Origin of the sequence: Streptomyces sp. LHD-70, from assembly GCF_031157275.1 — a bacterium.
GTDB lineage: Bacteria > Actinomycetota > Actinomycetes > Streptomycetales > Streptomycetaceae > Streptomyces.
In genome coordinates this window covers 162,274-176,153 of sequence record NZ_JAVIFW010000006.1, presented here as the reverse complement: position 1 = coordinate 176,153, position 13,880 = coordinate 162,274, and the positions used below count along the sequence as shown (strand labels likewise).

At 70.4% G+C, this 13,880-nt stretch carries 13 protein-coding genes; 4 read left to right on the top strand and 9 right to left on the bottom strand.

Annotation, left to right across the window (positions count from 1 at the left end):
• Entirely contained in the window at positions 1–822 is an 822-nt protein-coding gene (locus RCO28_RS13790) for a hypothetical protein (protein WP_308941362.1), read from the top strand.
• A 614-nt stretch (positions 823–1,436) separates the two neighbouring features.
• On the opposite strand, the gene RCO28_RS13785 is transcribed toward RCO28_RS13790, so the two are convergent.
• Both RCO28_RS13785 and RCO28_RS13780 read right to left on the bottom strand, forming a co-directional pair.
• Positions 1,437–2,768: a class I SAM-dependent RNA methyltransferase gene (locus RCO28_RS13785; protein WP_308941361.1), complete on the bottom strand. Its 1,332-nt coding sequence runs from the start codon at positions 2,766–2,768 to the stop codon at positions 1,437–1,439.
• A gap of 96 nt (positions 2,769–2,864) precedes the next feature.
• A complete protein-coding gene (locus RCO28_RS13780; protein ID WP_308941360.1) occupies positions 2,865–4,967 on the bottom strand; it encodes an APC family permease in 2,103 nt (700 codons plus the stop codon).
• A 200-nt stretch (positions 4,968–5,167) separates the two neighbouring features.
• Here RCO28_RS13780 and RCO28_RS13775 point away from each other — a divergent pair, with 200 nt between their 5' ends.
• Entirely contained in the window at positions 5,168–5,836 is a 669-nt protein-coding gene (locus RCO28_RS13775) for a TrkA family potassium uptake protein (RefSeq protein ID WP_308941359.1), read from the top strand.
• Positions 5,836–6,504 carry a TrkA family potassium uptake protein gene (locus RCO28_RS13770; RefSeq protein WP_308941358.1) on the top strand — a complete coding sequence of 223 codons (669 nt, stop codon included), beginning with the start codon at positions 5,836–5,838 and terminating at the stop codon, positions 6,502–6,504. Before RCO28_RS13775 ends, RCO28_RS13770 begins: the two co-directional genes overlap by 1 nt.
• 71 nt (positions 6,505–6,575) lie before the next feature.
• On the opposite strand, the gene RCO28_RS13765 is transcribed toward RCO28_RS13770, so the two are convergent.
• The 7 genes from RCO28_RS13765 to RCO28_RS13735 form a co-directional block, all read right to left on the bottom strand.
• Positions 6,576–7,307 carry a DUF3159 domain-containing protein gene (locus RCO28_RS13765; RefSeq protein ID WP_308941357.1) on the bottom strand — a complete coding sequence of 244 codons (732 nt, stop codon included), beginning with the start codon at positions 7,305–7,307 and terminating at the stop codon, positions 6,576–6,578.
• A 3-nt stretch (positions 7,308–7,310) separates the two neighbouring features.
• A complete protein-coding gene (locus RCO28_RS13760) occupies positions 7,311–7,709 on the bottom strand; it encodes an OB-fold nucleic acid binding domain-containing protein (protein ID WP_308941356.1) in 399 nt (132 codons plus the stop codon).
• Between the two features lie 74 nt (positions 7,710–7,783).
• Entirely contained in the window at positions 7,784–8,473 is a 690-nt protein-coding gene (locus RCO28_RS13755) for a response regulator (RefSeq protein WP_308941571.1), read from the bottom strand.
• A gap of 56 nt (positions 8,474–8,529) precedes the next feature.
• A complete protein-coding gene (locus RCO28_RS13750; RefSeq protein ID WP_308941355.1) occupies positions 8,530–11,073 on the bottom strand; it encodes an ATP-binding protein in 2,544 nt (847 codons plus the stop codon).
• Between the two features lie 287 nt (positions 11,074–11,360).
• The gene (locus RCO28_RS13745; protein WP_308941354.1) at positions 11,361–12,146 is read right to left on the bottom strand and encodes a DUF3710 domain-containing protein; all 786 of its coding nucleotides are present in this window, start codon (positions 12,144–12,146) and stop codon (positions 11,361–11,363) included.
• Position 12,147: 1 nt separating this feature from the next.
• Positions 12,148–12,693: a dUTP diphosphatase gene (gene dut / locus RCO28_RS13740; protein ID WP_308941353.1), complete on the bottom strand. Its 546-nt coding sequence runs from the start codon at positions 12,691–12,693 to the stop codon at positions 12,148–12,150.
• Positions 12,690–13,283 (bottom strand): PaaI family thioesterase, encoded by a 594-nt coding sequence (locus tag RCO28_RS13735; protein ID WP_308941352.1) that lies wholly within the window; start codon positions 13,281–13,283, stop codon positions 12,690–12,692. The genes dut and RCO28_RS13735 overlap by 4 nt, the downstream gene beginning before the upstream one ends.
• A 58-nt stretch (positions 13,284–13,341) precedes the next feature.
• On the opposite strand from RCO28_RS13735, the gene RCO28_RS13730 reads away from it, so the two are divergent.
• The gene (locus RCO28_RS13730) at positions 13,342–13,815 is read left to right on the top strand and encodes a DUF3093 domain-containing protein (protein WP_308941351.1); all 474 of its coding nucleotides are present in this window, start codon (positions 13,342–13,344) and stop codon (positions 13,813–13,815) included.
• Positions 13,816–13,880 lie beyond the last annotated feature (65 nt).

Genomic DNA, 13,880 nt, shown 5'->3' with positions numbered 1-13,880 from the left:
ATGGCCGGCCCACTCGACGAGAACACACTGACCGAGATCGCCCGCCTGATCTGCGGTGATGACGGCCCCGTGCGCTACCTGCGCGGCTGGGAACTGCCAGGGTTCTTCCGCCGCGCGGGGTGGCAGCACGTCCCCGATCACGACGGCAGTCCACGTCACTCGTGGACCACCCAGCTCCTGCTCGACCGCCGCGAGCGCAACCCCGAGGACATCGAGCACGCCGTCCTTCGCCTGGCCGACCCCCGCGAGTTTCACGGGCAGAAGCGGGAGTTCGAGGCCACCCTGGAACGCCTCAACGAGCTGCTGCATCTGGAAGGGCTGCAGGTTGAGCTCAGCAGCAACAAACCCGTCCTCACCGAGCTGGACCCCGACGGCGACGGCGCACGACGACTGACTCGGGTCGAGTTGCAGGTGTCGATCCAAGACGTGGTCGACGACCCGGCGCTGGCGGACTCGGTGCAGACTCGGCTCAACGAGGCCCACGTTTGCTACGAGCACGGCGCATACGTCTCGGCCGTGATCATGCTGGGCAGCCTGCTCGAAGGCGTCCTACTACACGCCGCGACATCCCGCACCGCCCAGAGCCCTCTGCCGAAACCGGCCAAGAACATGGGGCTGCAGGACCTCGTGCAATTCGCGCACACCAACGGCTGGATCGAGCCTGACGCGAAGATGGCCTTCGAACTCGTCCGCCACTACCGCAACTCGGTCCATCCCCATCTGGAGAAGCGAACCGGCCACCGCCCTAATAGGGACACAGTGGACATGTGTTGGCCCCTGGTCAACGCCACACTCAACGACCTCGCCGCTACCGCGCCATAACCAGCCGGAGACAGGCGTGGGCAACGGCTCACAGAGATGCGGGACCTCCCGAGGACAACACCCTGACCTGCGGATATTCAAGCTTCGACCCGAGCATGGTCGCCCACTCGCTTGGCCGCCTGCAGCGCTACGCAGACAAGTAGTTCACTGTGTACCGTCTCGGCAGCGCGACCGTCGCCATCCGCAAGCGGTTACTAGCAGCCTGGCAAAGTCAGCTGGCTTCCAGCGCACGAACACCGACCGACGAGCCACAGAGGCTCGCCCTCGATACGCCGAATCTTCCACCGGCAGGAGCCAGCAAGCCGCGGCCAGCACGCCTCCTGGAAGCGGGGCACCTCTGCACGCACACGAACGTGCAGATACAGCCCCTACACGCCTGCGGGAGTACGCACACACTCGCAGCCACAAGCGGAGCCGAGCCCCCCCAACCCCGACCGAAACGAGGCCACCAAGAGCAGTACGAGCGGGACCCAGTGGCTCGCAAGGCCATTACGCAAAGCGCCTGACGACCCATCAGGGCAAGCGTCAAATGAGCGTCACAAGCGTCATTTCAGCGTCAAGATATCGGCCGTAACTCCTACACCGCGCATAATGCGCACGCAAGAAACCGCAGTTCAGGAGCCCTTCGTGGCCGGCTCAAGCACCGCAACGCACTCCACATGATGAGTCATCGGAAACAGATCGAACGCCCGCAGCACCCGAACCCGATACCCCGCCTCCCCGAAGTACCCCAGGTCCCGGGCCAGTGCCGCCGGGTCGCAGGCCACGTAGGCGATGCGGCGGGCGCCCAGGCCCGCCAGATGACGGACCGTCTGCTTGCCGGCGCCCGCGCGGGGCGGGTCCAGGACGATCAGGTCGACGTCCGTGATGCCCGTGCGGGGCAGGACCGACTCGACCTTGCCCTGCTCGATGCGGACGCGGTCGAAGGACTCCAGGTTGTGCCGCGCGTCCTCGACCGCCCGCTTGCCGGACTCGATTCCGAGGACCGCACCCTGCTCGCCCACCCGGTCGGCGATCGCGCCGGCGAAGAGGCCGACGCCGCAGTACAGGTCGAGGGCCGTCTCGCCCTTGCGCGGGAGCAGGCCCTGCATGACGGCGAGGACGAGGGTGTCGGCGGCCTTCGGGTGGACCTGCCAGAAGCCGCCGTTGCCCACGCGGTACGTACGGCCGTCGGCGCGCTCGCGGACGAACGGGCGCCCGTGGACGCGGTGCACGCCCCCGTCCTTCTCCCCGACCCGCATCACCGAGACCGGACGGTCGAGTTCGACGATCGGCAGCCGCATGCCCGGGCGCGGGGTGAGGATCACCTGGCGGTCCTGGGAGCCGGTCGCGGCGATCGCGTCGACGGAGGCCATGCCCGACCAGTCGCGCTGCTCGATGCCGAGTTCGCTGACGCCCTCGGCGGCGATCATGCAGTGCTCGATCGGCTCGACCTCGTGCGAACGGTGGCGCCGCAGACCGGCCTTGCCCGTATCGGGGTCGACCGCGTACTGCACGCGCGTGCGCCACTGCGGCACCTCGCCGGCGGGCAGCTTGTCGCCCTCGGCGGGCATCACCGTGCCGTCCCAGCCGGCCTCTTCGGGGGTCAGTCCGGCGAGCCGCTGCAGCTGCTCGGCGAGCACCTCGCCCTTGAGTCGGCGCTGCGCGCCCGGCTTGGCGTGCTGCCAGTCGCAGCCACCGCAACGGCCGGGACCGGCGTACGGACAGGGCGCCTCGATGCGGTCCTTGGAGGGGGCGAGGATCTCCACCGCGTCGGCACGCAGAAAGCGGGAGTCCTCCTCGCCCTCGGTGACGCGAGCCACGACCCGCTCGCCGGGCAGCGTGTGCCGCACGAAGAGCACCCGGCCCTCGGACGTACGGGCGATGCAGTGGCCGCCGTGGGCGACGGGGCCGACCTCGACCTCGTACTCCTCTCCCACCAGCGATGTCTTCGGTTCTGCCTGCATGGCGGGGTGGCTCCAGATGCGAAAAGGGGGAAGGCCGGACAACAGCCCACCAGTCTACGTGGACCGCGCCCGGCCGCTCACCACACGGAGAACGACTCAGCTCTTGCCGTTGCCGACCCCGTTGCCGACCCCGTTGCCGCTTCCCTTGTTGCCGCTGTTGCTCGCCGCCTTCGGCTTGCGCTGCTCGACCGGGCCGCGCCGGACCGCGCCGGGGGCGTTCCACTCCTGGCGCCTGCGGGCCCGCTGCTTGGCGGCCTCGGAGGACTCCAGCTGGTACGGCACGGAGGTGACCATCACGCCGGGCGTGAACAGGAGCCGGCCCTTGAGCCGCAGGGCGCTCTGGTTGTGCAGCAGATGCTCGTACCAGTGGCCCACCACGTACTCGGGAATGATCACGCTGACCGCGTCCCGCGGGGACTCGCGGCGCAGGTTCTTCACGTACTCGATGATCGGGCGGGTGATCTCGCGGTACGGGGAGTCGAGGATCTTCAGCGGTACGGAGATGCCGCGCCGTTCCCACTCGTCCTTGAGCGCCTTGGTCTCGTCCGGGTCGACGTTGATGCTGACGGCCTCGAGGGTGTCGGAGCGCATCAGCTTGGCGTAGGCGACGGCGCGCAGGGTGGGCCGGTGGACCTTGGAGACCAGGACGATGGAGTGCACGCGGGAGGGGCGCACGCTGTCGTCGGAGGGGCCCTCGGGGGCGGCGATCTCCTCGGCGACGCGGTCGTAGTGGCGGCGGATCGCGCTCATGGTCGCGTAGAAGATCACCATGCCGAGGAGGGCGACCCAGGCGCCGTGGGTGAACTTGGTGACGAGGACGACGACCAGGACGAGCCCGGTGAAGAACGCGCCGAAGGTGTTGATGGCGCGGGAGCGGATCATGCGCCGCCGCTTGGCGGGGTCCTTCTCGGTCCGCAGGTGCCGGTTCCAGTGCCGGACCATGCCGATCTGGCTGAGCGTGAACGAGACGAAGACGCCGACGATGTAGAGCTGGATGAGGCGGGTGGAGTCGGCCCCGTAGATGACGACGAGGAGCGCGGCGGCGCCGGCGAGCAGCACGATGCCGTTGGAGAACGCGAGCCGGTCGCCGCGGGTGTGCAGCTGGCGCGGCAGATAGCGGTCCTGCGCGAGGATCGAGCCGAGCAGCGGGAAGCCGTTGTACGCGGTGTTGGCCGCGAGGAACAGGACGAGCGCGGTGGCCGCGGCCAGGATGATGAAGAGGATCGAGCCGTGTCCGAAGACGGCCTCGGCGACCTGCGAGATCACCGGGTTCTGGACGTAGTCCGCGCCGACGGGCTGCCCGTTGAGGAAAAGATCGTGCGCGGGCCGTTCGGCCATCCGGACGTCGGTGGCCATGGCGAGCACGATGATGCCGCAGAACATGGTGACGGCCAGGCCGCCCATCAGGGCGAGCGTGGTGGCCGCGTTCTTCGACTTGGGCTTGCGGAACGCGGGCACGCCGTTGCTGATCGCCTCGACGCCGGTGAGCGCCGCACAGCCGGAGGAGAAGGCGCGCAGCAGCAGGAAGACGAGCGCGAGGCCCGCGAGGCCCTCGTGCTCCGGCTTGATGACGAGGTCGGCGGTCGGTGCCTTCATCTCGTCGCCGAGGACGAAGCTGCGGAAGGCGCCCCACACCAGCATCAGGAAGACGCCGGTCACGAAGACGTACGTGGGGATCGCGAAGAGCTTTCCGGACTCCTTGACGCCGCGCAGGTTCATCAGCGTGAGGAGCACGATCACGGCGACGGCGCAGAGCACCTTGTGCTCGACGACGAACGGGATCGCGGAGCCCAGGTTCTCGATGCCGGAGGAGATCGACACGGCGACGGTCAGGACGTAGTCGACGAGCAGCGCGCTCGCGACGGTGAGTCCGGCCTTCGGCCCGAGGTTGGTGTTGGCGACCTCGTAGTCACCGCCACCGCTCGGATAGGCGTGCACGTTCTGCCGGTACGACGCCACGACCGTGAACATCAGCACGACGACGGCGACCGCGATCCACGGGCTGAAGTGGTACGCCGAGAGCCCCGCGATGGACAGCACGAGGAGCACTTCTCCGGGCGCGTACGCCACCGACGACAGCGGGTCGGAGGCGAAGACGGGAAGTGCGATGCGCTTGGGAAGGAGCGTTTCTCCCAGCCGGTCGCTGCGCAGTGCGCGCCCGATGAGAATCCGTTTGGGCACGTCGGTCAGTTTGGACACGGTGAGGATCGTAAGCGTTCGAAAGGGGGGCCGCCCACCCGCCTCTCGGCGGCTGTGTAGCTTGTGCGTCTGTCTGAGACCCTGTTAATCCTGAGCCCAGGAAGCCTTCGAGGCCTCAGCAGTAAGTAGCAGCCGCAGAGTTGCTAACGCATTCCTAACGCATTCCTGACGTAGGAAATACGCCAGCCGGAAGGACGGTCGTGCACATCGTCATCATGGGCTGCGGACGGGTGGGCGCCGCACTCGCGCAGACCCTGGAGCAGCAGGGGCATACGGTCGCGGTGGTCGACCAGGACCCCACGGCTTTTCGCCGGCTCGGCTCCGGCTTCGGCGGGCGCCGCGTCACCGGCGTCGGCTTCGACCAGGACACCCTGCGCGAGGCCGGTATCGAGGACGCCGGCGCCTTCGCCGCCGTGAGCAGCGGCGACAACTCCAACATCATCGCGGCCCGGGTGGCCCGCGAGATGTTCGGCATCGAGAACGTCGCGGCCCGTATCTACGACCCGCGCCGCGCCGAGGTCTACCAGCGCCTCGGCATCCCGACCGTCGCGACGGTCCGCTGGACCGCCGACCAGATGCTGCGCCGGCTCCTTCCGTCCGGCGCCGAACCGCTGTGGCGCGACCCCACCGGCGGGGTGCAGCTCGCGGAGGTGCACGCGTCCAGCGCCTGGGTCGGACACAAGATCAGCAAGCTGCAGGAGGAGACCGGCGTCCGCGTCGCGTTCCTCACCCGCCTGGGCGAGGCGGTCCTGCCGTCCTCGCAGACGGTGCTGCAGGAGGGCGACTTGGTGCACGTGATGATGCGCACCGACGAGGTCGCGAAGATCGAGGCGGCGTTCGCCGAGGGCCCTGAGGAGGACGGTCACTGATGCGCGTCGCCATTGCCGGAGCAGGCGCGGTGGGTCGTTCCATCGCGGGCGAGCTCCTGGAGAACGGGCACGAGGTGCTCCTGATCGACAAGGCCCCCACCGCCATCTCGGTGGAGCGGGTGCCGCAGGCCGAGTGGCTGCTCGCCGACGCCTGCGAGATCACGTCCCTGGACGAGGCGGCCCTGCAGCGCTGCAACGTCGTGATCGCGGCGACCGGTGACGACAAGGTCAACCTCGTCGTCTCCCTCCTCGCGAAGACGGAGTACGGGGTTCCGCGCGTCGTCGCCCGGGTCAACAACCCGAAGAACGAGTGGCTGTTCAACGAGTCCTGGGGCGTCGACGTCGCGGTCTCCACGCCGCGTCTGATGTCGGCCCTGGTCGAGGAGGCCGTCAGCGTCGGCGACCTGGTGCGGCTTCTGCGCTTCAGCCACGGCGACGCCAACCTGGTCGAGCTGACCCTGCCGCCGGAGTCCGCGCTCGCGGGCACCACGATCGGCGACATCGCGTGGCCGCAGGACACGTCCCTGGTGACGATCATCCGCGGCACCCGCGTCCTGGCCCCGACCTCGGAGGACTCCCTGGAGGCGGGCGACGAGCTCCTGTTCGTCGCGGCCCAGGCCCGTGAGGAGCAGCTGGAGGACCTGCTCTCGGTCCGCAAGGAGAGCTAGCGGTCGTACGCGTACGACGAAGGGCCCGGAACCTGCGCCAGGTTCCGGGCCCCTTGTTCGTACCGGCAAGGTCAGGGCGACGTACGCTCCGCCTCGGCCCGCGCGGCCTCCTCCGCTTCCATCTCCGCGAACACGTCGATCGGCGCGGGGGCCTTCGCCAGGAAGACCCAGGTCAGCCAGACGGCGAGCAGGAACGGCGGGATCTTCAGGGCGACCAGGATCCAGCCGAGCTGCGTGGTGTCCGCCCACCAGTAGAGCGGGAAGAGGATCGCGCACTTGGCGAGCAGGATGCAGCCCCAGGCGTAACTCGCCTTCGCGTACGCCTTCTTGCGGCCGGGGTTGCGGGTGCGCCAGGAGAGGTTCTCCTTGAAGACCGGGCCGAGGATCAGTCCGATCAGCGGGACCCCGGCGAGCGTCGTCACGATGTACGCGAGGGCCAGGCCGAGGGTGTAGAGCATGCCCGGCAGGTAGAAGTCCTTGGCGTTGCCAGTCATCATCGCGAAGACCACACCGAAGCCCACGCCGAAGACGCCGCTGAAGGCGTGCTTGACCGTGTCCCGCATGGCGAGGCGGACCACGACGAGCAGCAGGGAGACGCCGAGCGCGGCGATCGCCGACATCTTCAGGTCTTTGTCGACCGTGTAGATGGTCACGAAGAGCAGGCCGGGCAGGACCGTCTCGAGCATGCCGCGGAGACCGCCGAACGCCTCGAAGAGAGCGGCCTCGGTCACAGCCTTCGTGTTGCTGTCGGGGTCGGCCTGACCCGTGGTGGTGTGGTCGGTCGGCTTGTCGACAGACGTCACCGGCTACTCCCGTCCGAGCGGTCTGAGTTCGTATTTCGGGTTGAAGAGCACCCGGCGGCCCCGGCTCATCGAGATCCGGCCTGATGCGATGAGTCTGCGCCCCGGCTCGATGCCCACGATGGAGCGTCGGCCCAGCCACACCACGTCCAGAGCGGCGGAGCCGTCGAACAGCTCGGCCTCCAGGGCGGGGACGCCGGCCCGGGGGCGCAGCGTGACCGTGCGCAACGTACCAGTAACCGTCACTATCTGGCGGTCCTGGCAGTCGCCGATGCGGATACAGCCGGTCGTCTCCGAATCCTCGCGGAGCTCCTCCGAATCCAGCTCCTCCTGGGACGAGGACAGCCGGTCCAGCATCCGGCGGAACCGGCCTGCCGGCTTTTCTGAACGAGGAACAGCACTCATACAGGAAGCGTACCGGGGCGCACCGACACCGCTTCAAGGCCGGTGGCGGGCGGCTTCCGCCACAGCCCGCCGTGTCACCGTTCGAACCGATATCCCATTCCGGGCTCGGTGATGAAGTGCTTGGGGTGGGAGGGGTCGGCCTCCAGCTTCCGGCGCAGCTGGGCCATGTAGACCCGCAGGTAGTTGGTCTCGGTGCCGTAGGACGGGCCCCAGACCTCCTGGAGGAGCTGCTTCTGGCTGACGAGACGGCCCGTATTGTGGACGAGGACCTCCAGGAGGTGCCACTCCGTGGGCGTCAGCCGTACGTCGCGGTCGCCGCGGTGGACCTTCTTCGCCGCGAGATCGACGGTGAAGTCCCCCGCCTCCACGATCGCCGCGTGCTCGCCCGTGCCGTCGGCGGCGGGCTCGGCCCGGCGTACGGCGGCCCGGAGGCGGGCGAGCAGCTCGTCCATGCCGAACGGCTTGGTGACGTAGTCGTCCGCGCCCGCGTCGAGCGCCTCGACCTTCTCGTCGGAGCTGTGCCGGGCGGAGAGCACCAGGATCGGCACCCGCGTCCAGCCGCGCAGGCCCTTGATCACATCGACGCCGTCCATGTCGGGCAGGCCGAGGTCGAGCACGACCACGTCGGGGTGGCGGTCGGCGGCGACCTGGAGGGCGGTGGCGCCGTCGGCGGCGGAGTCGACCTCGTACTTGCGCGCCTTCAGGTTGATCACGAGGGCGCGTACGATCTGCGGCTCGTCGTCGACCACGAGCACCCGGGTCATCTGGTCCTGCCTTTCTGCGGTGGTGCGGCGCTCGCCGCCGGCGTGGGGCGCGCGGGTCACGGGGTGGCCCGCGCGGAGAGTTCGGGGGCGGCGGGTTCACGGGCCGGGGCCGCGCGCACGGTGAGCACCATGCTGAGGCCGCCTCCCGGGGTGTCCTCCGCGTTGAGGGTGCCGCCCATCGCCTCGACGAAGCCGCGGGCGACGGCCAGGCCGAGGCCGACCCCCGCGCCGCGCGGAGCGTCGCCGTACCGCTGGAACGGTTCGAATATGCGGTGCTTGGCGTCGTCGGGGACGCCGGGTCCGCGGTCCACGACGCGCACCTCGACCCGGTTGCCGAGGGCGCTGCCGGAGACGGTGACGGGCTTGCCGTCGGGGCTGTACTTGACGGCGTTCTCCACGATGTTGGCGACGGCCCGCTCCAGGAGCCCCTTGTCCACCTCGACCATCGGCAGGGTCTCGGGGATGTCCAGGTCGACGCTGCCCTCGGGGACACCGCCGAGCGCCATCGGCACGACCTCGTCCAGGTCGACGGCGCGGATCAGCGGCATCACGGTGCCGGTCTGCAGGCGCGACATGTCGAGCAGGTTGCCGACCAGGTGGTCGAGGCGGTCGGCGCCGTCCTCGATCCCTTCGAGCAGCTCGGCGCGGTCCTCCTCGGACCACTCCACGTCGTCGGAGCGCAGCGAGGTCACGGAGGCCTTGATCCCGGCGAGCGGGGTGCGCAGGTCATGGCTGACGGCGGCGAGCAGGGCGGTACGGATGCGGTTGCCCTCGGCGAGGGCGCGGGCCCGGTCCGCCTCGTCCTGGAGGCGCTGGCGGTCGAGGACGACGGCGGCCTGCGCGGCGAACGCGGCGAGCACGCGCCGGTCCTCGGCCGGGAGCACCCGTCCGGTCAGGGCGAGCATCATGTGACCGTTGCTGCCGCCGACCGGCATGTCCACGTCGGCGTCCTCGGGCCGGTCGAGCTCGGTGCGCCCGACGCTGCCGGCGCAGGTCCAGGGGTCGCGGTCGCCGGCGCGTTCCAGGAGGGCGACGGACTCCATGTTGAAGGTCTCGCGGACCCGTTCCAGGAGGGCGTCCAGGGTGGTCTCGCCGCGCAGCACGCTGCCCGCGAGGAACGACAGGATCTCCGACTCGGCGCGCAGCCGGGCCGCCTGGTGGGTGCGCCGCGCCGCGAGGTCCACCACCGAGGCCACGGCCACGGCGACGCCCACGAACACCACGATGGCCACGATGTTGCGGTTGTCGGAGATGGTCCACAGGTGCAGCGGCGGCGTGAAGTAGTAGTTCAGGAGCAGCGAGCCGAACGCCGCCGAGGCGAGCGCCGGCAGCAGTCCCCCGAGCAGCGCCGAGGCCACCGTGAGGGACAGGAACAGCAGCATGTTGTTGGCGAGGCCGAGGTCGGCGTCGATATTGCTGAGCAGCAGCGTCAGCAGGACCGGACCGACCACGCCGACCAGCCAGCCGGACAGCAGCCGCGACCGGCCGAGCCGCGCGCCCCGGGCCACCGGCAGCCCCCGGCCCTTGGCGACCTCGTCGTGCGTGACGATGTGCACGTCCAGGTCGGGCCCCGACTCCCGGGCCACGGTCGCGCCGACGCCCGGCCCGAACACGTACTGCCAGGTCTTGCGGCGGCTGGAGCCGAGGACGATCTGGGTGGCGTTGACTCCGCGCGCGAACTCCAGGAGCGAGCCGGGCACGTCGTCGCCGATGACGTGGTGGAAGGTACCGCCCAGGTCCTCGACGAGGGTGCGCTGGACGGCGAGTTCCTTCGGGGACGCGGAGGTCAGGCCGTCGCTGCGGGCGATGTAGACGGCGAGGATCTCGCTGCCCGAGCCCTTGGCGGCCATGCGGGCGGCGCGGCGGATCAGGGTGCGGCCCTCGGGCCCGCCGGTGAGGCCGACGACGATGCGTTCGCGGGCCTGCCAGGTGGAGCGGATGTTGTGCTCGCCGCGGTACTGCTGGAGGTACTCGTCGACCCGGTCGGCGGTCCAGAGGAGCGCCAACTCCCGCAGGGCGGTGAGGTTTCCGGGCCGGAAGTAGTTGGCGAGGGAGGCGTCGATGCGGTCGGGCTTGTAGATGTTGCCGTGCGCCATGCGCCGCCGCAGCGCCTCGGGCGACATGTCGACCAGCTCGATCTGGTCGGCCCTGCGCACCACTTCGTCGGGCAGGGTCTCGTGCTGTCGTACGCCCGTTATCGACTCGACGACATCGCCGAGTGACTCCAGGTCCTTGATGTTGACGGTGGACACGACGTCGATGCCCGCGGCAAGCAGTTCCTCGACGTCCCGCCAGCGCTTGGCGTAGCGGGAGCCGGGGGCGTTGGTGTGCGCCAGCTCGTCGACGAGGGCGACCGCGGGGCGCCTGGCGAGGACGGCGTCGACGTCCATCTCGGTGGCGCCGTGCTCGACGACACGGCCCGGCACCTGCTCCAGGCCCCGGAGCAGGGCCTCGGTGCGCGGCCGCTCGTGGTGCTCGACGTGGGCCACCACGCAGTCCGTGCCGCGCTCCACGCGACGGTGGGCCTCGGACAGCATCGCGTAGGTCTTGCCCACGCCCGGTGCCGCACCGAGGTATATCCGTAGCTTGCCGCGTCCCATGGCCTCATTGTCTTCCGAAATCCGCTGCTTACGCCGCGTCGACCTTACGGCCAGGATTTCCGGACAACGGCCCCGAGGAGGTCGTACGGCCCGCATTTGACGCGATTCTGACGCGCGGGGACATGGCAAGGGCCGCACCCCCAGAGCGGGGGATGCGGCCCAGGCCAAGCGAATTTCAGCCCGTCCGGGGGCACCTCCCGGCCGGAGGCTGGGGGAGTTCGAGGACGAGCCCGCAGGGCGACTGCGGCACCGAGTCGACGGTGCGAGCCCTGTTCCGGAGGGAATCCTCAGCGAACCTCGGTGATCTCCGGGCCACGGGCAAGCTGGCCCATCCCGCCGGAGAACCGGGACTCCTCCTGGTTCTCCTCCTTCACGCCGCCCTCGGCCACCATCTGCGCATCGTCCGGCAGCTTCAGGACGATCGGGTCGCGGGGCGCCATCGGGCCGTCACCGCGCACGATCACGGTGTCCCGGACGACCTGCTCGAGCAGGCCCGCGGCCTCGGGCTGCACCGCGCCCTGGCCGGAGATCACGCCGCGCAGGAACCAGCGCGGCCCGTCGACACCCACGAAGCGGACGACCTGCACGCCGCCCGTACCGTCCGGCAGCTGCACCGGGACCTGCGCGCGCAGCTCCCAGCCGAGGGGGCCCTCGACCTCGTCGATGACTCCGCCCTGCTGGGTGATGCCGGAGGCGATCTCCTCGCGGACCTCGCCCCAGATGCCCTCCCGCTTGGGGGCGGCGAAGGCCTGCAGCTGTACGGCGCTGTCGCGCAGGACCACGGTGGCCGCGACGATCGCGTCACCCGCGACCTCCACGCGCAGCTCCATGCCCTCGACGCCGGGCACGAAGATGCCGCCCAGGTCGACCCGGCCCTCGCCGGGCTCGCGCACCTCGGAGATGTCCCAGGGTCCGTCGGGGCGCGGGGCCGGGGGCAGGCTCGCCCGCTTCGGCTCGTCCTGCGCCGTCTCGGGCTGTGCCGTCCCGTCCTCGGAGCTCACGCCCTCGGCGACCTGCTCGGCCTCGCCGGCCGCGCCGTCGGCGGCATCACTCTTCTTGCGACGTCCGAACACGTCACTGTCCTTCCCGGTCGGATACGACCGAAGCGTATCGATTCCCGCCCTGTTGCCCACCCGTGTTGCCGTCCACTGCGGCATGCCCCCCGGTGGACCCGAAGCCCCCCTCGGCCCGCGCCGATGCGGGAAGCTCCGCGACCTCGTGGAAGCGGACCTTCTCGACCTGCTGGACGACGAGTTGGGCAATCCGGTCGAAGCGTTCGAACCGCACGGGCTCGCGCGGATCGAGGTTCACGACGATCACCTTGATCTCCCCACGGTACCCGGCATCAACCGTCCCCGGGGCATTCACCAGAGCGACACCGCAGCGTGCGGCAAGCCCCGATCGCGGGTGCACGAACGCCGCGTACCCCTCGGGCAGCGCGACGGACACCCCGGTGGGCAGCACCGCCCGCTCCCCCGGGCCGAGTTCGACGGCCTGGGTGGTGCACAGATCGGCGCCGGCGTCCCCGGGCTGCGCATAGCTCGGAAGCGGTACGTCCGGGTCCAGGCGCCGCAGCAGCACGTCGACGGGAGCGCGGGTCGCGCCGGGTACGTGGGTCACGGGTTCACCTCGAAGGCACGTGCGCGCCGGACCTGGTCCGGGTCCTCCATGGCGGCCTTGATCTCCTCGGGCCGGCCGTTGTCGATGAAGTGGTCGACCTTCACCTCGATGAACAGCGCGTCCGCGCGGACCGCGACCGGCCCGTCCGGGCCGCCGATCCGGCCGGTGGCCGTCGAGTAGATCTTGCGCCCGGCGACGGCGGTCACCTCGGCGTCGAGGTGCAGCACCGTGCCGACCGGGACCGGCCGCACGAAGTCGGTCTCGAGCCGCCCGGTCACGGCGATCACCCGCAGCAGCCAGTTCAGGGAGCCGAGCGTCTCGTCGAGGGCGGTGGCGAGGACGCCGCCGTGCGCGAGCCCGGGTGCGCCCTGGTGCTCGGGCTTGACCGTGAACTCCGCGGTGATCGCCACGGTGTCCGGATCACCGCCCGCCCGCGCCTCCAGGTGCAGGCCGTGCGGCTGCCCGTGCCCGCAGCCGAAGCAGTACTCGTAGTGCGCGCCGAGCAGCTCGCCGGGCGCCGGGGCATCGGGGTGCCGCACCGGCCGGGAAGCGTCGTCCGGGGGCGTCAACGAAGGGGTACGTCCACTCACAGGCGCAGACCTTACCCGCGCGGCCTGAGAACGCGGGCACCGTGCCAAGCTTGGCGGTATGCAGCTCTCCGCCGAAATCTACGACGAACGCCTCACCGCACCCCGTTCCTGGTGGGTCATCACCGGCCTGATCGGGATCGCGGGCGGCCTGATCCTTCTGCCGCTCGGCCCGCTTCCGATGCTCGGCGGCCTGATCGGCGCGGCCGCCCTCGCGGCGGTGGCGGTCTCCTCGTACGGTTCGGCGCGGATCCGCGTGGTGGCGGACTCGCTGGTCGCGGGTGACGCCCGGCTGCCGCTGTCGGCGCTCGGCACCCCGGAGGCCCTGGACCCGGCGGAGGCCCGCGCCTGGCGCTCCCACAAGGCCGACCCGCGCGCCTTCATGCTGCTGCGCAGCTACGTGCCGACGGCGGTACGCGTCCCGGTGGCGGACGAGCAGGACCCGACGCCGTATCTGTATCTGTCGACGCGGAACCCTGAGGGGCTGGCTGCTGCGCTCCAGGTGAGCCCGTCCGGGGGCGCCTCCCGGCCGTAGTCCGGGGGAGATTGAGGACGAGCCCGGAGGGCGATCGACGGCGCCCGAGCCGACGGCCCCGAAGC

What these genes read in the sequence shown, in the direction of transcription:
- RCO28_RS13770 (WP_308941358.1), top strand. Translation starts at nt 5,836, where the DNA reads ATGCGCGTCGCCATTGCCGGAGCAGGCGCGGTGGGTCGTTCCATCGCG.
- RCO28_RS13755 (WP_308941571.1), bottom strand. Translation starts at nt 8,473, where the DNA reads ATGACCCGGGTGCTCGTGGTCGACGACGAGCCGCAGATCGTACGCGCC.
- RCO28_RS13785 (WP_308941361.1), bottom strand. Translation starts at nt 2,768, where the DNA reads ATGCAGGCAGAACCGAAGACATCGCTGGTGGGAGAGGAGTACGAGGTC.
- RCO28_RS13760 (WP_308941356.1), bottom strand. Translation starts at nt 7,709, where the DNA reads ATGAGTGCTGTTCCTCGTTCAGAAAAGCCGGCAGGCCGGTTCCGCCGG.
- RCO28_RS13750 (WP_308941355.1), bottom strand. Translation starts at nt 11,073, where the DNA reads ATGGGACGCGGCAAGCTACGGATATACCTCGGTGCGGCACCGGGCGTG.
- RCO28_RS13790 (WP_308941362.1), top strand. Translation starts at nt 1, where the DNA reads ATGGCCGGCCCACTCGACGAGAACACACTGACCGAGATCGCCCGCCTG.
- RCO28_RS13730 (WP_308941351.1), top strand. Translation starts at nt 13,342, where the DNA reads ATGCAGCTCTCCGCCGAAATCTACGACGAACGCCTCACCGCACCCCGT.